The organism is Dyadobacter frigoris (assembly GCF_005280585.1).
In the GTDB taxonomy this organism is placed as follows: domain Bacteria; phylum Bacteroidota; class Bacteroidia; order Cytophagales; family Spirosomataceae; genus Dyadobacter; species Dyadobacter frigoris.
This window is the reverse complement of sequence record NZ_SZVO01000020.1, coordinates 1-21,621: the sequence shown is the minus strand read 5'-3', so window position 1 is coordinate 21,621 and position 21,621 is coordinate 1. Positions and strand designations below refer to the sequence as shown.

At 38.8% G+C, this 21,621-nt stretch carries 21 protein-coding genes; 11 read left to right on the top strand and 10 right to left on the bottom strand.

The window, feature by feature from the left end; all coding sequences use genetic code 11:
• Window positions 1-68: 68 nt before the first annotated feature.
• A complete protein-coding gene (locus FDK13_RS30160; RefSeq protein WP_137343745.1) occupies window positions 69-2,519 on the bottom strand; it encodes a heavy metal translocating P-type ATPase in 2,451 nt (816 codons plus the stop codon).
• 192 nt (window positions 2,520-2,711) lie between these two features.
• On the opposite strand from FDK13_RS30160, the gene FDK13_RS30155 reads away from it, so the two are divergent.
• Window positions 2,712-3,647, top strand: a complete 936-nt coding sequence (locus FDK13_RS30155; RefSeq protein ID WP_137343744.1) for an RpnC/YadD family protein — start codon at window positions 2,712-2,714, stop codon at window positions 3,645-3,647.
• A 6-nt stretch (window positions 3,648-3,653) separates the two neighbouring features.
• On the opposite strand, the gene FDK13_RS30150 is transcribed toward FDK13_RS30155, so the two are convergent.
• The 4 genes from FDK13_RS30150 to FDK13_RS30135 all read right to left on the bottom strand — a co-directional run bounded on the left by FDK13_RS30150 (window position 3,654) and on the right by FDK13_RS30135 (window position 7,172).
• Window positions 3,654-4,286 (bottom strand): class I SAM-dependent methyltransferase, encoded by a 633-nt coding sequence (locus FDK13_RS30150; protein ID WP_137343743.1) that lies wholly within the window; start codon window positions 4,284-4,286, stop codon window positions 3,654-3,656.
• A 9-nt stretch (window positions 4,287-4,295) separates the two neighbouring features.
• Window positions 4,296-5,207 (bottom strand): UbiA family prenyltransferase, encoded by a 912-nt coding sequence (locus tag FDK13_RS30145; protein ID WP_137343742.1) that lies wholly within the window; start codon window positions 5,205-5,207, stop codon window positions 4,296-4,298.
• Window positions 5,208-5,316: 109 nt separating this feature from the next.
• Window positions 5,317-6,567 carry an asparagine synthetase B gene (locus FDK13_RS30140; protein ID WP_170982953.1) on the bottom strand — a complete coding sequence of 417 codons (1,251 nt, stop codon included), beginning with the start codon at window positions 6,565-6,567 and terminating at the stop codon, window positions 5,317-5,319.
• A 95-nt stretch (window positions 6,568-6,662) separates the two neighbouring features.
• The gene (locus FDK13_RS30135; protein WP_137343740.1) at window positions 6,663-7,172 is read right to left on the bottom strand and encodes a lipocalin family protein; all 510 of its coding nucleotides are present in this window, start codon (window positions 7,170-7,172) and stop codon (window positions 6,663-6,665) included.
• 154 nt (window positions 7,173-7,326) lie between these two features.
• On the opposite strand from FDK13_RS30135, the gene FDK13_RS30130 reads away from it, so the two are divergent.
• The gene (locus FDK13_RS30130; RefSeq protein ID WP_137343739.1) at window positions 7,327-8,811 is read left to right on the top strand and encodes an aminotransferase-like domain-containing protein; all 1,485 of its coding nucleotides are present in this window, start codon (window positions 7,327-7,329) and stop codon (window positions 8,809-8,811) included.
• A 26-nt stretch (window positions 8,812-8,837) separates the two neighbouring features.
• Here the strand turns inward: FDK13_RS30130 and FDK13_RS30125 are convergent, their stop codons facing one another.
• Entirely contained in the window at window positions 8,838-9,017 is a 180-nt protein-coding gene (locus FDK13_RS30125; protein ID WP_137343738.1) for a hypothetical protein, read from the bottom strand.
• Window positions 9,018-9,423: 406 nt separating this feature from the next.
• Between FDK13_RS30125 and FDK13_RS30120 the strand changes: the two genes are divergently transcribed.
• From FDK13_RS30120 to FDK13_RS30105, 4 genes are all read left to right on the top strand, one after another.
• Entirely contained in the window at window positions 9,424-9,927 is a 504-nt protein-coding gene (locus FDK13_RS30120) for a hypothetical protein (RefSeq protein ID WP_137343737.1), read from the top strand.
• 442 nt (window positions 9,928-10,369) lie between these two features.
• Entirely contained in the window at window positions 10,370-10,789 is a 420-nt protein-coding gene (locus tag FDK13_RS30115; RefSeq protein ID WP_137343736.1) for a hypothetical protein, read from the top strand.
• Window position 10,790: 1 nt separating this feature from the next.
• Window positions 10,791-12,281 carry an IMP dehydrogenase gene (locus tag FDK13_RS30110; protein ID WP_137343735.1) on the top strand — a complete coding sequence of 497 codons (1,491 nt, stop codon included), beginning with the start codon at window positions 10,791-10,793 and terminating at the stop codon, window positions 12,279-12,281.
• Between the two features lie 524 nt (window positions 12,282-12,805).
• On the top strand, window positions 12,806-14,344 hold the full coding sequence (locus FDK13_RS30105; protein WP_137343734.1) for a DHA2 family efflux MFS transporter permease subunit: 1,539 nt from the start codon (window positions 12,806-12,808) through the stop codon (window positions 14,342-14,344).
• A 49-nt stretch (window positions 14,345-14,393) separates the two neighbouring features.
• Here the strand turns inward: FDK13_RS30105 and FDK13_RS30100 are convergent, their stop codons facing one another.
• Entirely contained in the window at window positions 14,394-14,768 is a 375-nt protein-coding gene (locus tag FDK13_RS30100; protein WP_137343733.1) for a hypothetical protein, read from the bottom strand.
• Window positions 14,769-15,222: 454 nt separating this feature from the next.
• Between FDK13_RS30100 and FDK13_RS30095 the strand changes: the two genes are divergently transcribed.
• Window positions 15,223-15,720, top strand: coding sequence for a hypothetical protein (locus tag FDK13_RS30095; protein ID WP_137343732.1), 498 nt, complete (start codon window positions 15,223-15,225; stop codon window positions 15,718-15,720).
• Window positions 15,721-15,888: 168 nt separating this feature from the next.
• Here FDK13_RS30095 and FDK13_RS30090 read toward each other — a convergent pair whose 3' ends face one another.
• Window positions 15,889-16,704 carry an alpha/beta fold hydrolase gene (locus FDK13_RS30090; RefSeq protein ID WP_220417464.1) on the bottom strand — a complete coding sequence of 272 codons (816 nt, stop codon included), beginning with the start codon at window positions 16,702-16,704 and terminating at the stop codon, window positions 15,889-15,891.
• Window positions 16,705-16,944: 240 nt separating this feature from the next.
• Between FDK13_RS30090 and FDK13_RS30085 the strand changes: the two genes are divergently transcribed.
• The 4 genes from FDK13_RS30085 (at window position 16,945) to FDK13_RS30070 (ending at window position 20,382) form a co-directional block, all read left to right on the top strand.
• Complete coding sequence (locus FDK13_RS30085; protein WP_137343731.1) at window positions 16,945-17,538, top strand: Crp/Fnr family transcriptional regulator; 594 nt, start codon at window positions 16,945-16,947, stop codon at window positions 17,536-17,538.
• 135 nt (window positions 17,539-17,673) lie between these two features.
• On the top strand, window positions 17,674-18,045 hold the full coding sequence (locus FDK13_RS30080) for a DUF983 domain-containing protein (protein ID WP_137343730.1): 372 nt from the start codon (window positions 17,674-17,676) through the stop codon (window positions 18,043-18,045).
• Window positions 18,046-18,270: 225 nt separating this feature from the next.
• Window positions 18,271-19,374, top strand: a complete 1,104-nt coding sequence (locus tag FDK13_RS30075) for a Fic family protein (RefSeq protein ID WP_137343729.1) — start codon at window positions 18,271-18,273, stop codon at window positions 19,372-19,374.
• A gap of 66 nt (window positions 19,375-19,440) precedes the next feature.
• Window positions 19,441-20,382, top strand: a complete 942-nt coding sequence (locus FDK13_RS30070; protein ID WP_137343728.1) for a hypothetical protein — start codon at window positions 19,441-19,443, stop codon at window positions 20,380-20,382.
• An 84-nt stretch (window positions 20,383-20,466) separates the two neighbouring features.
• Here FDK13_RS30070 and FDK13_RS30065 read toward each other — a convergent pair whose 3' ends face one another.
• Window positions 20,467-21,222, bottom strand: coding sequence for a GDSL-type esterase/lipase family protein (locus FDK13_RS30065; protein ID WP_137343727.1), 756 nt, complete (start codon window positions 21,220-21,222; stop codon window positions 20,467-20,469).
• 134 nt (window positions 21,223-21,356) lie between these two features.
• Window positions 21,357-21,621 (bottom strand): transposase (locus tag FDK13_RS36780; protein WP_170982952.1); only part of this gene is annotated, 265 nt, incomplete at its 5' end.

Sequence of the window (21,621 nt, the reverse complement as noted above, 5' to 3'; positions counted from 1 at the left end):
TGAACCAAAACTACCTGAGTTGTTGGCGGCAAACGATGATTTTTGAATGGGTTTTTAACTGATGTTCATCAGTTTTTTATCCATTTTCTGGCAGAAATATTAGTTGCAGCAGTGGTAAAAAGTACAATGGTTATTGAACTGACCGGCATAAGAATGGCAGCTATCACCGGTGACAATTTTCCTGCAACTGCAAACGACAAACCGAACAGATTATATAGAAGCGATATAGCAAAACTGATCTTGATAATGCGCTGACCGGATTTAGCGAGATTTATAAAAGAGGGAAGTTTTCCCAGTTGATTTCCTTCCACAATGGCGTCGCAGGCAGGGGAGAAGTTGTTGATATCATCTGATACGGCTAACCCAACATTACTTTGACGAAGAGCTCCTGCATCATTCAGTCCATCTCCGATCATCAAAACATTACGTCCTTCTTTTTTTTGTAAATTTTCAATGAAACTAAGTTTTTCTTCCGGTTTTTGTTCAAATAATAAATTGGTGTCTTTTCCGAAAATTGGTGATAATATAGGGCGGTCTGTCTGTTTGTCTCCCGATAAAAGATAAGTTTCAAAACCTTCTTTTTGAAGTATATTTACAGTTTTTGCGAGTTCAGGACGATATTTGCTTTTCAGGGTGAAATGTCCTCTTATTTTTTTATCAATAGAAACATAAACATGAGAAGCATTATCCGTTTTTTCTGTCGGATTTGTATTTTCAACCCATTTGGAAGACCCTAGTTTCACTTCGATTTTTCCCCAGAAAGCTTTAATTCCTGCTCCTCCGGTTTCTTCAAAATGTATGAGCATTCGCCTGCTTCCGGTAATATTTTCAAGTTTTCTAACAAGCATTCTGCTCAAAGGATGAGAAGATTGCATAGCTAATGTTTTCACTATAACAAGTTCATCTTCTGTGAGTTTATTTCCAATAAATTCGATTTCGGCTTCGTTTGTCTGTGTGATGGTTCCTGTTTTATCAAAAACAATAGTATCAATATGTGAAAGTCTTTCAATAGCATCTGCGTTTTTTGGATAAAAACGGTATTTACCAAAAAGACTTAATAAATTTCCATTGGTGAAGGTCGAGGAAAGCAACAATGCACATGGACATGCTACGAGTAATGAAGTTGTAAAAGCTCTGAAAGCCGTTTCATGCTGGTTTAAAATAAAGAACCAAAACAGGAAAGTAAGACCCGAGATAATGAGTACTACCGAGGAAAAATATCGGTTAATCCGGGCGGTAAGTGTCTGATTTTGATCCTCTTTTTCTCGGGTAAAAGTATCATTGTTCCAAAGCTGGGTAAGGTAACTTTGTGATACCTTACGAAGAACTTCCAATTCAACAGACAATCCTGTCTGTTTTCCGCCGGCGTAGATGGTATCACCTTTGTGGCGTTCTATGGGTTCGGCTTCTCCGGATACAAAACTGTAATCGATCAATGCCCTGCTACTTATCAGGACAGCATCTGCCGGAATTAACTCCTGGTTTCTGACAAGCATTATATTGCCCGGAGCAAGCTCAGTGATGGGTACCCGGTTTTCTTTTCCGTCTTTTATTACAGTAACGGCGACAGGGAAATAAGATTTGTAATCTCGGTCAAAAGAAATGCCCGCATAAGTTTTATCCTGAAAATATCTTCCAATCAGCATGAAAAACACAGCACCGGTAAGTGAATCGAAATACCCCGGACCGGTTTTGGACATAATTTGATAGATACTGGTCAGGAAAACACAAAGCAGAGCCAATGCGATAGGAGCATCAATATTGAGATATTTTCCTTTTAGCGCTGACCAGGCAGATTTGAAAAAATCAGCTGCGCAATAGAAAAATACCGGCAGACTTAATACGAGATTGATGATGCTGAAAAGTGTTCTTAGATTCTGATCCGATGTACTTTCACCAAGGTGGAAATATTCAGGGAAACTCAGAAGCATAATATTACCAAAAGCAAAACCGGCAATCCCGATTTTATACAAGCGGGTTCTGTTCCATTTTTGACTCTGACTTCCTTCAACATCGTTCATACTGATGTAGGGTTCATAGCCAATTTTAGTAATGAGTGCAGCTAATTCGCTTAGTTTAATTTGTTGAGAATCAAAGGTTATTCTTACTTTCTTCTCAGGGAAATTAACAACAGAACTTCGTATGGCAGGATTGAATCGGTTTAATTGTTCCAAAAGCCATATACAAGAACTACAATGTATTTTAGGTATCAGCCAATTGACGCTTGAAAGCTTCCCATCGGTAAATTCCAACAATTTTCCAGCCACTTCTGGCAGATCCAGATAATCAAATTTGCCCTGGAAATAAGATATATCTGGAGATATTCCCTGGGCACCATCAATAGAATAATAACTGCACAGATTATTCTCTTTCAAAATATCATAAACCGTCGAGCAGCCTTCACAGCAAAACTCATGATCGTCTGAATGAATGATTTCATCTCTGCATTCTTCTCCGCAGTGATAACAGGTAGGTCTGGTCTGTATTTGTTTGTCAATAATCAATTCGTTGGATTTCATAGGTCGAGTAAGCGTGTTGAAAACCAGAGTTTAAAATAACATAAAGTGTAATGTGACACTTGTTTAAAATGTTAGTCAAAATTGGCGGATTTGAATGGGAGAGAAGATGACCTGTATCTCTATACTGAGTGACGTTCGTCAGTTTTCGTAATTCTTTTCATAAAATAAGTGACTTATACTAGCTGTTGATCTATGCGTAAAAAAAATGATATACTGCTGAAAAGTGCATTTGAAGAGGCTTTTCCCGATTTGCTGCGGTTCTTTTTTGACGATGCGGACAACATTTTCAACATGGGGCGCGGTTTTGAATTTATGGATAAGGAGTTGAGCGAATTATTTCCTGAACTGGAAAAGCATGGCGGAAGCCGGTTTGTGGATATGCTTGTGAAAACTTTTTTGAGTAGTGGCGAAGAGGAATGGATATTAATTCACATCGAAATTGAGGCGGTAGCGGGGAAGAATTTTGCAAAAAGAATGTTTCAGTATTATTACAGAATTCTGGACCGTTTTGAGGTTGAGATAGTGGCTCTTGCTGTTTTTACGGGTCAAAAGAATCAAAATCAGGCTGCTTTATATCAAAAGAATTTTTTGGGGACAAGGATTACATATGAATTCAATGCTTACGGAATTCTTCGGCATAGTGAAAAACAGCTGTTAGATATGAATAATCCATTTGCACTAATTGTTCTGGCTGCACAAAAGGCATTGTTAATGGGAAAAGTTCCGGAAGAAGAGTTGGGGGATCAAAGGCTGACGATAGCAAGGGCGCTTATCCAAAGCAAGCAATATGACAATGAACAAATAAGACGTTTTCTCTATTTTCTGAAGACATTTGTATACATAGAGAATTCTGAAATAAATAGTAAATTTGATCAGGAAATCAATTTGTTAACCGGTAAAGAAACTACCATGGGAATTATTGAAACGATTAAGATGCTGGCGAAGGAAGAAGGTATTGAGGAGGGCATTGAAAAAGGACGTGAAGAGGGGTTAGAAAAAGGTAAAATAATATTTGTCCAAAATCTTCTCACAAATTATGACTTCGATGTCGATAAAATTGCAGTTCTGGCAGATGTGTCGGAGGATTTTGTACAGAAAGTGAAAAATGATTTGAAGAATAACCGGTAAAGAATTTTACATCAGTATTTTCTTATAAGTTATCGACCTTACAAATTTTCCATAAAACCACCTATCAGAAATTTTGCTATATTTTTCTGTAAAGTAAAAATCCATATCCACTAGTTCGGAAGCTTCAACTTTACTTAATATTCCAAAAAACAAATACATTGTTTTTAAAAGTAGTTTTTGCCAGATTTTTGTCTGGTATTTAGTTGGAACGAAATCGGTATAAAGCCATAATCCATCTTTTTTTAACTTTTCGTTTAATCCGGAAAAAAGAATCTCAATTTTGTCATTTTTGAAAAGGTCAAAAAAGAAAGGCGTTATGATCACATCAAATAGTTTTTCAATTTGATAGCTTTCGATAGGCGCATTAATGAATGAAATGTTATTGTTTTTACGGATTCGATTTTTAGATAATTCAATCATTTTGGAAGAGGATTCTACATAAATAATTTCCAATCCGGATGGATGTATTTTCGAGATTTCTTCAAGAATCCACCCTGTTCCACCACCGACGATAAGAATTCTGCTCTCTGGTGAAATCTGGAAAAGTAAGCTTACTTGTGCTCTCACCAAAGCATCTCCAAAAACCAGCCGGCTGATAAAATCATATGGACGGGCAACTATGTCGAAATCAGTATCCATTGTTTTTATCTATTTAATAAATTGAGTACCGGCGATGCCACAAATTGCTTTTACCAACAAAAGGCCGTCAATGACGATGAGGTAGTATAGAATATTTTTATGCCTCAGCATGGACCAGGCGACGGTCAGCATTAGAATAAAAGGTGTCAGATTAAATAGCAGAATTACCGTTTGGAAATGCCTGAAATGTGCAAAAAGCAACAGAGCAAAGACACCGATGGTCAACAGGGGGATCAAGACGAAAAAGATCGTTTTTTCTAAACCATAGCGAACGACAAACGTTTTAAGCTGTTGATTGGAATCGTCTTCGTAGTCTTTCAAATCAAACATGATGGCGTTTACTGTGCAGAACATCCAATTTTTCATAAAAAGCCAAAGTGCAAAGACCGGATCGACATAGTACGTGCCGCGTTCAATCTGTAAAACAACCAACGGCAACAGATTTACGGAACAGGCCCAGACAAATCCAATAATGAATGCTTTAAGCCAGCCGGTATTTCGAAGGTTTAATTTTATAAAAGATTTTGGGATTAAGCCGTAATAGAGAATTGAAGCAAGGCAAATAACGCTGACAACTACCCAGTACGCCACTGGTAATCTTAGAATATTTTCACAATACCTGAGACACAAAACCAACGATAAAATCGTACAAATGCAAAGTAGAACAGGTTGGCTCCATTTGATGAAATCATGATGTTTGGCGTACCAGATTGTTCTGGGATTTATGGAATTGTTAGCACTGGTAATACCTGAATAAGCATAAGTATAATACATCACCGTTCCGAAAAACAGTAACAAATAATACAAAGAGGAATTAAAATGAATTTGAAGCTGAAAAGCAGTTTCCAAAGAAAGCGCAACAGCCAGCGTGCCGACAAAGTAATTTCCGAAAAAGATAAATTCCACAAATTTTCTTCCCACTTGTAATGCTATTTCCGGTTGCTAATTTTTGTTCCGGTCCTTTTAGATAATCATACCGGAACATTTTTATCTGGGAAATATATTAATTTAAAGTGGCTGTCACCAATTTTCAGGTTTTTCTCTTTTTCTTCCGGGCTGAGGGAAAAAGAACATTGTTAAGGATCAGTCGGTAACCCGGAGAATTGGGGTAAAGATTAAGGTCGGTCGCCATTCTCCGGTTGCCGCCACGACGCCCTTCCGGATCATGTCCACCATAAAACGTCCATTGGCCGCGGCCCAGTTCTCCGTATATGTATCTGTCTGACTGGCTGCTTGTTCCCATCACCAACACGTTTGGTTTGACGGTATATTTGGTAAATGCGTTAGTCTGTCCGAAAAATTCCCGGATCAGGTTTTCATGATTCTGCACGAGCATAGCAGGAATTACATCCCATTTTGCAGAAAAATCAAAAAGTGAAAAATAATCTTCATTTTCGCTGTACCAGGATCGCCCACCGGTTGCGTTAATATCCGAAAACGCACTTCCATCATCATCGTCCAGATGAAGTTTGAAATTTTGAAAGGCAAATGTTTGGGAATAATCCAGTTTTGATTGAGCGTTAGGATCTACACCGTCGCCATCAATGCCATCAACAATATCAATTCCTTCGGCAGCCAGGGCAATATCAAAAGTCTCTGCACCAGAACACATCGCAAACAAAAATCCGCCACCGGCACAAAATTCTTTAATTGATTTGGCAACGGCCAATTTCATTTGTGATACCTTGGTATAGCCATAACGATTTGCAATGGCCTCTTGTGCCTTGATATCATTTGGCGACAAGCGCCTTAAATTTCTTCCAAATTGACCCGTAAAATCTTCATGATGCAAGTGAATCCAGTCATACTTTGGGAGGTCGCCTTTTAATATTTCTTCGTCATAAATAACTTCAAAAGGAATTTCAGCATATTTCAAAACCAACAGTACTGCATCCGTATTTTCGAATTCCGAAGCGCTTATTTTTATTGGAGAATAAACGGCAATTTTAGCAGCAGTATGCAGTTTTATTACCTCCATATTAACATTGGGGTTACTGATCTGGCTTATGATCTGCGCCTCCGAAGCATCAGATAAAACATCAAAGGAAATTGCCCGCAGCTTACATTCTCTTTCAATGGCTTTGGAATATTGTACCATGAAACTGCCTCCGCGATAATTTAAAAGCCAGTCCAGTTCTACATCATCTTTAAGAATTGCATACGCCAAACCATAGGCTTTGAGATGATTAGTCTGCGTTTTGTCCATTGGTATCAACAGAAAATTCGCCAGGCAAGCGGGCGAAAGAAGAACCAGCAGCATAGGGAGAAATCTTCTGATCATAGCCAATACCGTTAGAATTGCTAAATTAGATCCTGAACTGTATCAAATTTAGCGAATAAAAACTGATTTATCCAGCTGTAATTCAGGTAACTATATTATTCTTTGTGATTTTGACAAGTAAGTTTTGATACATCATATCCTTTCGCCTCACAGCGCGTAACAATGTCGGAATAAAGTTTTTTATCGATCGATTTTTTTCGACTCATGATGAACAAAAATTTATGTTCAGGATGGCCAACTACCACGTAGGAATAATCCGAAGCAAGTTCTATAACCCAATAATCGATTTTGAATGGCCAGAGAAATTGTGCCTTCATTTGGGCGTTATTGGTGCCAGGCACCTGATAAACTTTTGAAGACACGGCATGAACTTCATCACTCCCTTCTTTTTTATAGGACGTAACTACATCGTAATATTCCCCCTTTCTATTCCAGGTATATTTCCCCGTTGTTTCTTTACTCCCTTTATCATAAGTAGACGGAATTGAATAAAGGGAATACCAGGTTCCGGCATAATGGTTAATATCCACCTTTTCAACCGTCGCATTTGGAAGTTTGAAAGCGCATAAAAAGCAGACGAAAAGTATGGATGTTGATAGTTTCATAATGAAGTGCGTTTTTCGTAATATACGGTTTCATGTTTCGTTTGGATGAATTGTACTTTAAAATCCGAAACTTTTTTATTTATGTTTCCATGATCTAAGTGATCTTTTAGTGGATATTCTCAGCCGGACTCTTATAATTTATTAATTTTGCGGAATGAGTAGTCCGGTTCAAATTCCCTTCAAAAGCATGGTCGTCATTGATCGGCTTTTAGATACGCCAGTGTATTTGCAGATTGTCCACCAAATGATCAATGCGATTCAGCGCGGGGTGTTAACTCCTGGTATCCAGCTACCCGGATCTCGTACGTTATCTCAGCAACTGGACGTTCATCGTAAAACGATAATTGCCGTTTATGATGAACTGAATGCGCAGGGTTGGACCGAAATTCAGCCTAATAAAGGAACCTTTGTAAGTAGTAAATCGCCGGCAAGGAGGTCAGATTCTTTAAAATATAATACCGAATTTTTAACCAGTTATCCGGCAAAAACGGGTTTTGGCTTCAAACAAAATATATTACTCGATAAACCTTTCGTTAGTACTGATTCGGCACTTGAATTTACAGACGGCCTTCCTGACATACGCCTGGCTCCATTGGACCGATTGTCAAAAGTTTATGGTGGAATTCTTAAAAGAAAAAGCAGTCACAAACATTTTGGTTATTCCCATGTTGAAGGGAATGAATTTTATAGGGAAACGTTGGCGCATTACCTTAATAATACCCGTGGGCTGCACATTACTCAAAATAATATACTAACCACCAGAGGTATACATATGAGTATTTATCTGGCATCTAATATGTTAATTGATAAGGGTGATCTGGTTATTGTCGGTGATCTTAGTTATTATGTTGCCAATATGATATTTCAGGAAGCCGGTGCAAGTATAATTCCGGTTACGGTGGATGAGGATGGAATTTCTGTTGAAGCAATTAAGAAACTTTGTGAAACCAAAAAGATCAGAATGTTATACCTGACTCCGCATCATCATTATCCGACGACGGTGACTTTGAGTGCGGAACGAAGGCTGGAACTACTTAGCCTTTCGGCTCAATATGGTTTTATAATTCTGGAAGATGATTATGACTACGATTTTCATTACAACAGCAGCCCGGTATTGCCGTTGACCAGCGCGGACAGGCATGGAATGGTTGTTTATATTGGCTCTTTTTGCAATTCCCTTGCGCCGGGTTTTCGTTCGGGGTATCTGGTGGCTCCGGAAAATCTGATTCAGGAATTAGGTAAGTTTCGCCGTATTGTTGACAGGCAGGGTGATATGTTGATGGAACAGGCTTTAGGTGAATTGCTGGAAGAAAGAGAAATTCAGCGGCATCTTAAAAAGGCATTGAAAATTTATCAGGAACGAAGAGATTCTCTGTGCGATTTGTTAACTTCTGAATTGGGTGATTTTGTATCATTTTCGGCTCCGCCCGGAGGTTTGTCTATCTGGACAAAATGGAATCCCGAACTAAATCTGATGCGCATCAGCAAAAACTGTCTGGCGCAAAATCTTCATTTACCGCAAAAACTTTTGTATCAAACTGAAAGTGTAACGGCTATGCGCCTGGGCTTTGGAAACCTGTCGGTGGAAGAAATGACAGAAGCCGTCGGGATTTTAAAAAACGCGGTCAAAAAGGGATAATCAAAAATCGTATTGAAGGGTTATAGTTATTTTTCACTATCCCCTGACGAAGATTTTTCTTTGTCACTATTTTGCTTTTTATCCAGCATGCCTGAAATCCATGAAGCCAGCACAAAAGGCGAAAGAAGTATAGCCGTGACCACAGTAGCCACAAACCAGATCAATCCAACAATTCCTTTTATGAAAATAATGAAAAATTTGCTCATCAACGGGTGAGGGAAATAGTCTTTTTTGATTACAAATCTTATGAGTTAATTCTTTCCCTGTCTGCTGTTTATAGTATTTCAGACCAGGTAAAAAAAGACTTTCTTTCGTTGAGTGTCGGTTAAACAAGTGGAGGGTAAATGTACTAACTATTTGATTATAAGTAACATATTTTGAGTTGTCGGTTGATTTAGAAAATATAAAACGGGTTTTGCTACTACACGATTTGTAGCCAGCCTAGACTATATTGTTGTAATTAAGAAATGTATATTTGAATAGTTTTATTAAAAATCATTAAAATTATAATATTTTAATTGCGCTTTGTATTATCTTCGAGATCATAAATTTTTTCGTAGAAAAAATTCTATTATATATTTGCATAATGTAGAACCTCTAGAATTTATAAAAGTGAAAAATCATTTATTAATTTTTGTCATTTGTTGTATTTCAACACGGTTTGTCTCCGCCCAGGATGTTATAGTCAAACATGATGGTGAGAAATTAAATGTCAAGGTTAACTACGTAACAGAAAGTACTATTGTTTTTACAGATCCCCGAGATTCCCATTCAGATAAGTTAGGTAAGGCAGAAGTTGAGAAAATTGTGTATAAATCCGGACGTATCGAGCCGATTTCGGATAAAGTAGAGGTGCATGGAAAAAAAGACTGGGAAAAAATTGTAGTAACCAGCAATCCTCTTTCCGTTGTAGGCTTGATAAAAAAAGGAGAAATTCACATTAAATCAACCCATCAGATTCATGGTATTTCAAATATTGAATCCCGCGATATTGAAAAAATGAAAAAACAAGCTGCTGAAATGGGAGCTCATGTAATTGTGCTGAACAGCTACGACGCCCGTCAGGAATCTTTAAAAAGTAATGAACAAATTGTAGCGGCTTATGGATATGAATAAACCGTTAACTGTTTATCTGATCTATGAAAATTAATTGTGAACTGTTTCTGTGTGACAGCTTTTTTTACGTATAAGGCGTCAGGTTAAATTTTGTGTAACTGCAAAGATTTTTGGAAACAGATAATTACGAAATTATTAACAACCTAATTGGACTTTCCTGACCTTTAATGCTCATTTTAGCGGTCAGTTTCTATTTGGAAAATGAGCAGATAACTTATTTTACAGCAGCATAAAAAGAATTCTGACATTTTCTCTCCAATTGATCGAGGAAATTATCTTAAAAATAACTACTTTTGCATCCATTATATGAAGAACGCTTAACAATGAGTCGCAATAACACCTGATGTTATCGAATTCATGCAATGTAAAGCTTCCGTGGAAAAATGATAATTGACGTAAGTGAATTTTTTTTCGGAAAAGATGTTCTCTATAAATATATTTTATGGAAACAGGGTTCAATATTGTTGAAGTACCCGGTTCAAAGAGCCGGAAAGTTGCAGGAAAAAAGCAACAATGGTACAGGACGGCAATTTTGAAAAGGGTTTCTCAGTATTATAATATCCTTCATTTCAGTGCTTTCCAGAAAAATGTTCCGGTAAATTACAATGTTTGGGGTCTGAAATTGTTTCCATACTTATTGGTTCAATCCGGCACAGGAAACAATTTAATTTTCTTCACAGATTCAGAAGTGAAATCTGTATTCAGTTTAAAACTTCAAAAAACAGCTCGTTTTTTCTTTTTCGGTTATACTATCTTATTAGTTAAATCTTATTTTTCTTCATTCTATAATGAGAAGAAAATGGATTTTGCAGCTATTGTTGTAGTATCTGGCGGGAAGGGCGATAAATTTAAAAACAAATAAAATGGCTCAGTATTTAAACGAAACATCAAGAACTTTTAGCGAATACCTGTTAATTCCGGGTTTGACAACCAAGGATTGTGTTCCTAACAAGGTGTCATTGAAAACTCCTTTGACAAAATTCAATAAGGGAGAAGTATCCGATATTGAACTAAACGTTCCTTTTGTATCAGCCATCATGCAGTCGGTGTCAGACGACAACATGGCCATTGCACTGGCAAAAAACGGTGGACTTTCTTTTATTTTTGGTTCTCAATCGATTGAAGAACAGACAGAAATGATCAGAAAGGTAAAAAATCATAAATCTGGTTTTGTTATCAGTACTGCTAATCTTACGGAAGAACATACATTAAAAGACGTAATTCTTTTAAAAGGAAAAACGGGACATTCGACCATCGCGATTACGGATAACGGAAAAGCTGAAGGCAAATTACTAGGTATTGTAACGAGCAGAGATTACCGTGTTACGAATGATAGTCTGGATAAAAAGGTGAAAGAATTCATGACACCTTTTTCGAATCTAGTAACAGCTGAACTTGGCATTTCTCTAAAAGAAGCGAATGATATTATTTGGGAGCACAAGCTTAACAGCCTTCCGGTAATTGATGAGAATAACAATTTTAAGTTCTTCGTTTTCAGAAAAGATTATGACAATCATAAGGATAATCCTTTGGAATTGTCTGATTATCAGAAGAAACTGATCGTTGGCGCTGGTATCAATACAAGAGATTATAAAGAGAGAGTACCTGCTTTGGTTGAAGCTGGTGCTGATGTTTTGTGTATCGATTCGTCAGACGGATTTTCTGAATGGCAAAAAGAAACGCTTGAATACATCAAAAGTAAATTTGGTGAAAAAGTAAAAGTTGGCGCCGGTAATGTAGTGGACAAAGAAGGCTTTTTATACCTGGTTGAAGCAGGGGCTGATTTTATCAAAGTTGGTGTTGGCGGCGGATCTATTTGTATTACAAGAGAAACAAAAGGTATCGGCCGCGGGCAGGCAACTGCGCTTATTGAAGTTGCAGATGCCCGCGATGAATATTTTAAAGAAACCGGAGTTTATATTCCGATTTGTTCTGATGGTGGAATTGCCCAGGATTATCATATGGTGCTTGCCCTTGCCATGGGTGCGGATTTTCTGATGATGGGAAGATATTTCGCCCGTTTCGACGAAAGCCCGACACGTAAATTGATGGTTGGTGGAAACTACGTTAAGGAATACTGGGGAGAAGGTTCCAACCGCGCACGTAACTGGCAACGTTACGACATGGGTGATACGGCAGACGGATTGAAATTCGAAGAAGGGGTTGATAGTTATGTTCCTTACGCAGGTACTTTGAAGGATAATCTGGCTGTTACAGTTGGTAAAATTAAATCGACGATGTGCAGCTGTGGGACAATTTCAATTGCATTATTAAAAGAAAAAGCGAAAATTACATTGGTATCTTCTGTAAGTATTGTTGAAGGCGGCGCGCATGATGTGATTGTAAAAGAATAAATTTTTAGAATATTTTGATTGAGCTGGCCAGGCAGGTTTTGATACTTGTCTGGCCAGCTTTTTTAATTTCGATTTTTCCCCCGGAATCCCCCGGAATAAATTCCGGGGCTACCATATCGTTCGTGCCGATGGCACTTTTCTATCAAAAAAATGCCATCAGCATGACCGACGAAGTAACCGTGGGTTTTAGCCCGAGGATCCAAAAATAGCACAATAATTAAAAAATGCCATCGGCATGACCGACATGGTATCCGTGGGTTTTAACCCACGGAATGCGGGAATATATTTTATCCATAAATGCCGTAGGCATGGCCGATATAAATGCCAATGATTTAACCATTCTAACATATTTACCCAAAATATTTGTTAAATAATACCAAATGGTATATTTTTGTATTCGAATGAAAAATAGATAACAAACACAAAATTTTTCATTTTATGCAAATAAAAAAATCATAAAAATCACATTTAACCATATCGGCTTTGAGAAAGATGTTAAATTAAATATACCGATCGTTATTATTATGAAAAGAACAATTCTTCTGATTACCGTGATTGCGGCTGCCGTCATGGAATTAATCGATACATCAATCGTAAATGTTGCCCTGTCGCATATGAGCGGCAACCTGGGTTCGACGCTCGAAGATACATCCTGGGTGATCACTTCCTATGCCATCGCGAACGTGATCATCATCCCGATGACCAGCTTTTTAGCTTTAAAATTAGGCCGAAGAAATTACTACATCGGATCCGTCATCGCTTTCACATTCTTTTCATTCATGTGTGGCCAGGCTTCGGGGATCTGGATGCTGGTTTTCTTTCGGTTTATGCAAGGACTTGGCGGAGGCGCGTTACTCTCTGTTTCCCAGGCCATTGTTTTTGAATTATTTCCAAAGGAAAAACAAAATGTCGCCAGTGCAATATTTGGTGTGGGTGTTTTTCTCGGCCCGACAATTGGCCCTACCTTAGGCGGTTTTATCACTGAATATTATTCCTGGCCCTGGATTTTTTACATCAATATTCCAATTGGAATTACGGTAGCTTCACTTTGTTACGTTTTACTGGGCGAACCTAAATTCAAACAAACTGCCGGAAATATAGACTGGACCGGTATTTTATTATTAGCCGTTGGTATTGGTTCTTTACAAACAGTTTTGGAAAGAGGAGAAATAGACGACTGGTTTGACGCAACTTATATCATCTGGTTAAGCGTGGCGGCATCGCTGGGATTATCATTATTTATCTGGTGGGAATTGAAAATCAAAAGTCCGGTGGTTAACCTGCGGGTTTTGAAAAGTAAAAATCTGAGTATCGCAGCAGTCGTTACATTTATTTCCGGAATCGGGCTTTTTAGCTCAGTCTTTTTAACCCCGGTTTTTGCACAGCGTTTATTGAATTTTACACCATCACAAACAGGATTGCTTTTATTACCAGGCGCTTTTCTGGCTATCGGAGGTTTAATTATTTCGGCAAAATTATTACAAAAAGGTGTTTCACCTTTATTTATGATTACAACAGGAATGATGCTTTTTGTTCTATTCAGCTGGCAAATGTCCCGGTTAAATTTGAACGCAAGTGCCCATGATATTACCATATTCCTGATTTTTCGCGGTGTCGGGCTTGCAATTGTAACGGTGCCGCTTACGGCCCTTGCCGTTTCAGCACTTGAACCGAAGGATATTCCGCAGGGCGCAGCACTTAATAATATGATGCGCCAGCTTGGAGGTTCGGTTGGGTTGGCTATGGTGAATACGTATTTACATAACCGTAATGCACTTCACCGTTCTGATCTGGTCTCTAATATTACAGAGTACAATCCGCTTGCGATGCAGCGCCTTACAGGGTATACCAATTTCTTTATGAGCAAAGGTTTTACCACATTTGATGCCAATAAAAAAGCTATGGGGCTAATTGATGCCGGGATTGGACGCCAAAGTAATTTGCTAAGTTTTAATGATGCTTATTTGTTGGTTGGAGCTGTTTTCCTTTGTGCCCTGCCGTTACTATTTTTAGTTACAAAGAAAAAAGGTAGCAAGCCACAGGTTATTTTGTCGGATCACTAAAAATGACTACCTGAATTGACCAGGTGAATATTCAAAACAAATTGTGAGTCTAAATATCTTTGAAATGGGGATCGTAAAAAGTTTTCCAGGCTTTTATCGTTTCTTCAATGGATTCTGGCGGGCTGGATAAATAATCCTTGATTTTTGTAAGATTAACAGAAGTGGAATGGCTGGAAGAGGATCTTACCAGACTTGTCAAAAGTTTGTCGATAGCTGATGAATCCGTTTGCCAGTTTGGACTGTATTTTCGGTACCAGTTTTCGTTCAAAAATGCAAAACCCTCATAACTGTACGCATTGACAATTCCGTCAGGATCAATGATGATCGCTTCGGTAGGGCTTTCTTTTTCAAGTTCGGCATATTTCTCATTGAAATTGGTGATGCCTTCGCCCAGTATGGCAATGTTTCTTAGTGCCTTAATCATGATTCGGGATTTGTTGAGAGGTGATTATTTATTTTGATTGTATTAGTTACCAGACATAATTATCATGCCGACAAAGTTGCTTCGTGTTTTTTTAATAAATTATCAAACGGCTAAGTACTCAACTGCTAAAAATTAAGGGAATCAGGATTTTATTCCAGATTCCCTTTTTGGTGTTAATAGAGCGAGGTTTTACATAAAACCTTTAAGAATCGGACTTGAAAAGAATGCCAGCCGTTAATATTTTCAACGGCAAAATTTGCGTTTTTTAGTATTTAAGCGAATTTTTCCTTAGGTAAAGATACCACGGTAAACCGTTATTTCAAACAGTAATATTTTTTCATTAAGATTGATTTTGTGATATTATTAACAATGAAAGGAGCGGATTGTTTACTTTTGAATGTTATTATTTCCTGAGCTGTTTTCACAAACGGTATCCATTTTTACAATTTTTAAAATGATTAAGATTTCGCAGCTTCCTTTAATTACTACCGCTGATCAGTTTCATGCAGCAAAACAAATTCTACTGGTGGATGTGCTGTATGTTGGTGATGCGCCAAGAACGATGCGGGAATATATCAAAACAAGTCACGGCGGATTTGTTTACGAAAAGAAAACTTACATGCCGATTACTTTAACCGGAAACCCCGAAAGTCTGATCGCTAATGCTGAAAAAGGTATTCATTTTAAATTTGATAAAGGGTTTGAAAATGTTTATTTCCTGGACGGAAACCTGGATTCAGCAATTTGGCACCGCAAATTATATGATATGACTGCCTACGCCAATCAGCCAGCTATTGGCTTTGAACGCGAAGTGGATTTTATTATTGAAAGATATTTATCAGGTTATGTAGAATATCCAAAACCGGAAGCGACACTGTTGAAGTTACCAGCAAAAATGCCTGCCATTGGTACAAAAGCAATGCGCGGATTAAAGCCGGTTGTTCGGAAATAGTTGTTTTGAGATTTTTGTGCAAAGGGTTTTGGTAGATTTTAATAGGTTTTTTTACCCGTCCGACGGGTAAGCAAAGATTCATTAGAGCAAAAAAACAAAAAATCAAACAAGAAAAATCCTCCCAAAACCAAAGTTCTGAGAGGATTCTTACTTCCAAAAATACTAAGATTACTTAATAGCAGCAATCTCTTCAATAATAGCTGAAACTTCATTGGGCTGAGAAAGGTGCGCCGTGTGTCCGCTGGTCAAACTGTAAATTTTTTTAACCGTAGTCGTTTTAATCATCTGATCCTGCAAGTTGATACCAATCGCATGGTCATTGATCGTACGAATGTAAAACTTCGCAACACTTCCAAAGTTTGCGTCAGTCAGCGTTACTTTATTCGTCAATGGCAAAAGTGGTTCTGTTCTGTTTTTTGACAGTAAAAGCTTTTTAATCTCAGCGCTTCCATCCTGACAGAAAATGTTGATCAAACTATCCGCTTTCACAGCAATTGTTGACTGGTCGACACTTACTTCCAATGCATTCGGTAAGTGAGTTTGTTTATCATTACCGGAGATTTCGAATAATGATTGCTGGTTTTGAGGAAGAAAAGCGGCCAAATAGACAAGTTTGGCTATTTTGGCGGGAATCTTTTCCGCAACAGCAGAAATCACCATGCCACCCATACTGTGCCCGACCAGAATAACCTTGGAGGATTGGGCTTCGATAGCCGAAATTACTTTTGCACTGTAACTATCGAGTGTTAAACCGGCAACAGGCGTAGTGTCATCTCCGTGAGCGGGCAATTCCACCGCAACGACGGTAAAACCCTTTTTCTCTAAATTGCTTTTAACAGTTGTCCAGGCATAAGCGCCCTGCCACGCTCCATGGACTAAAATAACGGTTTCTGTTTTCTTTTCCGGTGCAGGACTTGATTCTGAATTACAGGAAGTGATTGCCATAGTAAGCAAAATTGCCAAAGATGTGATGATCGTTTTCATTGAATTTAAGGATTATGTTTTGATAAATTATTTGTTTGTGTTTTGATAGGTCAAAGGTAGAAGTGGGCTTCAGCAATAATTTTCACCTATGTTAAAAAGTGATGGAATGGTATAAAATATAATTTTTGTGGAAACGAGTGCGGGAAATAAGTGGTATCTTAGTTCTATGAAACACTGGGAAAACCAGTCGTTTCCAATTTGAAAATCCACAGATTTATTTCTTAAAATCGAAATTTTACAATGCTTTTAGGCCACAAGGAAATCCTACACAATAGCCTTAGCCAGTTTGCGCAGCTTGGAAAAGAAGATATGCGGTTGGCCGATCATATGTGGACACACCGCACAATTGAGAAAAACGAATATTTCAATTTCCGGAATTCAGTGTGCCGACAAATCGGATTCATCGTAAAGGGATTGTTCCGGGTTTATTACACGGATTTAAAAACAGAAACGGAGCATAATATTTATTTCGTCCCCGAAAATACATTTCTGGTTTCCCTTAAAAGTTTCCTTACCCAAACGGCTTGTCCATATAGCATCGAAGCACTTGAAGATTCGGAGCTGATGGTAATCAGTCATGAAAATTTATTGTCGTTATACCCGCAATCACACGCCTGGGAGCGTTTTGGGAGACTTTTGGCGGAACAATATTATGTTTACAGTCAGACCAAAGCCGAAGGATTGTTAAGCCAATCAGCCGAAGATCGTTACGTTTCCTTATTAACCGAATTCCCGGAAGTTGCCAACCGCGTTTCTTTGGGACACGTAGCTTCTTATCTCGGAATAAAAGGCCCATCATTAAGCAGAATCCGCGCTCAAATGGCCGGAAAATAGGTCATATATATTTTGATTAAGCAAAGAATTTTCTAACGAGCCACCCGTCCGACGGCTTTTTCCGCCGTCGGACGGGTCAAACCGGGTAACAAACCAAAAATTTAAGAACACCCATGATCAATTTAAAAAAATAAAATGTCCAAAATAGTAAACGTCATCAGGATGAAATGTCCGCGTTGCCATCAGGGAAACCTGTTCATCAAGCGGAATCCGTACAGCCTGAAAGACGGCTTGAAAATGCCGGATAATTGCCCCGTTTGCGGACAGGATTTCAAGATTGAACCCGGTTTTTACATCGGTGCCTTATGGACAAGTTTTCCAATAGTCATTTTCCTGATGACACTCTTGTCGGTTCTTTTACTTGTTTTTGTAAAAATGCAGCTCGAATGGTTTTTTGTTGCGATCACTATTATTCTGTTCTCCTTACAACCTATAATCATTCGTCTGGGAAGAGCGATCTGGATTAATATTTTTGTTGATTATGAAGAGAATGCGGAGAATAAGTAAGTTAATCTCCGCATTTTTGCGGAGATTAAAATTGTTTCAGTTTTTATAATTAAATCTGACTTGGGTGTTTTTTTTGTATAACTTACTGTTTATGAGCATTTTGTAAGTACTGAATTGCTTTGCAAGCAAAAGGTTAAAATTGTAAAATATTAACAATGCGGAGAATAAACTTGCTAATCTCCGCAAATTTGCGGAGATTGTTTGTGTAATCACCGCATACAAGTCATGAGCTTATACATCCATCAAAGAAAAAACTGGCCCCAATTTAGTTGGGACGAAGCTGAGCTTTCGACAGTTTTGGGAGAGGTGCGGTATATCCAGGGGAAAATCGCCGGGCGAATGGAAGCTTTTGGTTTTTCGTCAAAATCCGAAACCATACTTAAAACGCTTACCGAAGATGTGATGAAATCTTCCGAAATAGAAGGCGAAGTTCTTGGCCGTGAAGAAGTTCGTTCCTCAATCGCAAGACGGTTGGGTATAGAAATCGCTGGCCTCGTTCCTTCCGACCGGAATGTGGATGGCGTCGTGGAAATGACGCTGGATGCTACTCAAAATTATAAAAATGAATTAACAAAAGATCGGTTACTGGGCTGGCAATCTTCCTTATTTCCTTCCGGCCGAAGCGGTATGTATCAGATATTAACCGGGAAATGGCGGGATAATGAGAAAGGTCCGATGCAGGTAGTTTCCGGTCCGTTGGGAAGAGAAACGGTACATTTTGAAGCACCGGATGCCACGCGCATAGAAGACGAAATGGAGCAATTTTTGTCATGGTTTAACAGTTCTGTTAACATAGATCCGGTTATAAAATCCGGAATCGCTCATTTGTGGTTTGTTACGATCCATCCTTTTGATGATGGAAACGGCCGGATCGCGAGAGCCATAGCGGATATGCAGCTTGCGCGTACTGAAGGCAGCGGTGAGCGGTATTACAGCATGTCGTCGCAAATTAGAAAGCGGAGAAATGAATATTATACGATACTGGAAAAAACACAAAAAGGCAATCTGGATATAACGCCCTGGCTACAATGGTTTTTATCCTGCATGAGGGATGCTTTGCACGTAACCGAAGAGACGCTGAATGTGGTTTTGCAAAGAGTTGCATTTTGGGACAAATATGCCGGAACGTCACTTAACGAACGTCAACGACTCATGATAAAAAAGATGCAGGAAGATTTTTTCGGGAAATTAACTTCATCCAAATGGGCCAAAATAGCAAAATGTTCGCAGGATACGGCCGGTCGGGATATATCAGATTTAATCGCAAAAGGATTATTAGCAAAAGATGGCGGCGGAGGCAGAAGCAGCGGATATTTGCTGGTTTGGTGAGTTATTGAATAAAAAATGTCTAAAACGAGATCAGGATTTACTTATAAGATATTAGTATAAAACGATATGGAAATCACTTATTATTTAAACGAGATAGAAGAAGACAATTTGTTTTGCAGTATCAGTGAGGACGGGAAAACGGTTTCTTTTCCAGTGGGTTACACTGTGGAGGCGGATGAATGGGATGAGGGAAATGCGGAAGTTTCACCGGACGATCCTTATTTTTATTCGCTTATGAGCTTTAAAAACTATCTCGAAGAAAGATATGAGACGCTGTCTTATGGAAGCGAAGGTGATGTTTTGAATGTGTTAAAAAGCGAAGTGGAAGCGATCACGGCCGAGGCAGGTATTAAGGGAATTGCGCGTAACATGTTTGACAACGAAAATACTCCGGAAGGAATACCGGCTTATGATGAATTTATTGATGCATTTGAGAAATTCTCAGGGCTTGAAGATGATGCGTACGAAGCGCTTGTGATTGACAATACGCTGGAATTTGGGACGGAAGATGGTGACGATTTTCAAATGGATACCGTAGCGGGACTTAAAACCCGATTGAGGTCTTTCATTGAAAAGAAATCCTACGCCGAAATAGGTACCATGACCAGTAAATTTATCTGGAGTAAAATTTACAACGATGCCGGCGGAATTGAAAAGCATATTTTCCTCCCCGAAATGCTCCTGGAATGGGAAATATTCTGGGATAGTGAATACGAAGAAATCAAAAATGCAGGCGGCGATACAACGAACCTTGACAAAACAAAAGAAAAATCATGGCGACAAGTTCAGGTTTTTATGGCTTGTTACAGCGATTCTGTTGATATTATCCAGCTCGCATTTGAGATCGACGACATGGAATTATATCCGATGATCGTGACCGTCATGCTGAGAATTTTTGATGCAGAAGTTTGTTATGACGAATATTGCGAGGCAGAATTTGGTGGTGAAGACTGGGAAGAAATCGACAGTAATGGTGTGAAGTTTTTTGTTAAAGAAGGAGATTTCTGAGGTGATAAACTGAAAGTCACCGCAAAAACTACGAAATAATTTGAAAGCGAAAAGGCAGATTGGAAAAAGGAAAATGCGCTAAAATCAGAGCATCCTTTTTTCAATAGCCTTCGCCCAAAACTTACCCAAAACAACCACGCCTTCTTCATTCGGATGCAGATAAAATGTTCCCTGCTGGCCTTTTTCAGGTTTCAATAATTTGTGATGGTGTTTTTTGAAATACTTAAAAGCCTTGGTATCACCCTTGAAAACACGTCCAGGATCAGAAGATTTATAGTCTGAAATCATGCCGTCAATCTCCGGAATATAAGTTTCCAGCCTGTCAAGGCCTTCTTTCAGATATTTGGAGCCGTTGTAGGTATTGGTACTGTACCAGATTGGATGATGCACAATCACCTTGCTGCCCGGATATTTTTTCAGCAGTTCCGAAATAATGGTCTGCATATTTTTCTTATAATCTTCCCTGGAAACCGGCGAACCATTCGGCCCCTGTATGGCACTGTCATTTGTCCCCAGTTTCATGGAAAAAATCAGTTGATGATCTTTTTTAAGAAACAGACTATCAGCCGCCTCAATCACCTTTACAAAATACTTCCCACTACCCGGCAGCCAATCCAAAGTCGTAGATCCGCTCCTTCCCAAATTAGCAAAAACCACATTTTCTATCCCTTTCTTTTCTTTCAGAAAATTAACGCTGTGCGTTGGTGGAGGAAACCCATTTGGGCCTCCTTTGCCCTGGGTGATGCTATTGCCGATGAAGACGATGGCGAGATTTTGGGCTTTTTGGGCTTGGGTGGTGAGGGTGATCAGGAGGAGGAGTAGGGTGGGGGTTAGGTTCATGGGTTTACAAAGGGTAGTTAATAAATTAAATTACTAAAGTTAATATTTTGATTAGGAATAATTGCCTTGTCTTTTGTAGCCACTTATATATAAATTTATATACTTAGGGTCTGCTGAATATGTCTTCTTTTGTCTTACGCTGCGAGCTTGAGCTGTGGTTGACGATTCCGCAGCCACGGCTCAAACTTCATCTGTCTTGCTGAATAAGTAACTAGCACCACATGGCACAATAGTGCTTCCCCGGCCAACTTGACCAGGTTCAACACTAGGATGATGGATGCAATCCAGGATTGGCTTGTTGCTTGTAATCTTGCCTTTATCCGGTTTAGGCCATAAGCTGTTTTGGCTTGGCCAAACTTCCCCTCGATTGGATTGCGTTCCCCTGGACTTACGTGTTTC

Coding starts and splice junctions, on each gene's coding strand:
- FDK13_RS30080 (WP_137343730.1), top strand. CDS start 17,674: ATGTCCAAAATAGTAAACGTCATCAGGATGAAATGTCCGCGTTGCCAT.
- FDK13_RS30155 (WP_137343744.1), top strand. CDS start 2,712: ATGCGTAAAAAAAATGATATACTGCTGAAAAGTGCATTTGAAGAGGCT.
- FDK13_RS30110 (WP_137343735.1), top strand. CDS start 10,791: ATGGCTCAGTATTTAAACGAAACATCAAGAACTTTTAGCGAATACCTG.
- FDK13_RS30070 (WP_137343728.1), top strand. CDS start 19,441: ATGGAAATCACTTATTATTTAAACGAGATAGAAGAAGACAATTTGTTT.
- FDK13_RS30105 (WP_137343734.1), top strand. CDS start 12,806: ATGAAAAGAACAATTCTTCTGATTACCGTGATTGCGGCTGCCGTCATG.
- FDK13_RS30125 (WP_137343738.1), bottom strand. CDS start 9,017: ATGAGCAAATTTTTCATTATTTTCATAAAAGGAATTGTTGGATTGATC.
- FDK13_RS30160 (WP_137343745.1), bottom strand. CDS start 2,519: ATGAAATCCAACGAATTGATTATTGACAAACAAATACAGACCAGACCT.
- FDK13_RS30115 (WP_137343736.1), top strand. CDS start 10,370: ATGGAAACAGGGTTCAATATTGTTGAAGTACCCGGTTCAAAGAGCCGG.
- FDK13_RS30075 (WP_137343729.1), top strand. CDS start 18,271: ATGAGCTTATACATCCATCAAAGAAAAAACTGGCCCCAATTTAGTTGG.
- FDK13_RS30130 (WP_137343739.1), top strand. CDS start 7,327: ATGAGTAGTCCGGTTCAAATTCCCTTCAAAAGCATGGTCGTCATTGAT.
- FDK13_RS30140 (WP_170982953.1), bottom strand. CDS start 6,567: ATGATCAGAAGATTTCTCCCTATGCTGCTGGTTCTTCTTTCGCCCGCT.
- FDK13_RS30085 (WP_137343731.1), top strand. CDS start 16,945: ATGCTTTTAGGCCACAAGGAAATCCTACACAATAGCCTTAGCCAGTTT.
- FDK13_RS30065 (WP_137343727.1), bottom strand. CDS start 21,222: ATGAACCTAACCCCCACCCTACTCCTCCTCCTGATCACCCTCACCACC.
- FDK13_RS30150 (WP_137343743.1), bottom strand. CDS start 4,286: ATGGATACTGATTTCGACATAGTTGCCCGTCCATATGATTTTATCAGC.
- FDK13_RS30135 (WP_137343740.1), bottom strand. CDS start 7,172: ATGAAACTATCAACATCCATACTTTTCGTCTGCTTTTTATGCGCTTTC.
- FDK13_RS30090 (WP_220417464.1), bottom strand. CDS start 16,704: ATGAAAACGATCATCACATCTTTGGCAATTTTGCTTACTATGGCAATC.
- FDK13_RS30095 (WP_137343732.1), top strand. CDS start 15,223: ATGATTAAGATTTCGCAGCTTCCTTTAATTACTACCGCTGATCAGTTT.
- FDK13_RS30100 (WP_137343733.1), bottom strand. CDS start 14,768: ATGATTAAGGCACTAAGAAACATTGCCATACTGGGCGAAGGCATCACC.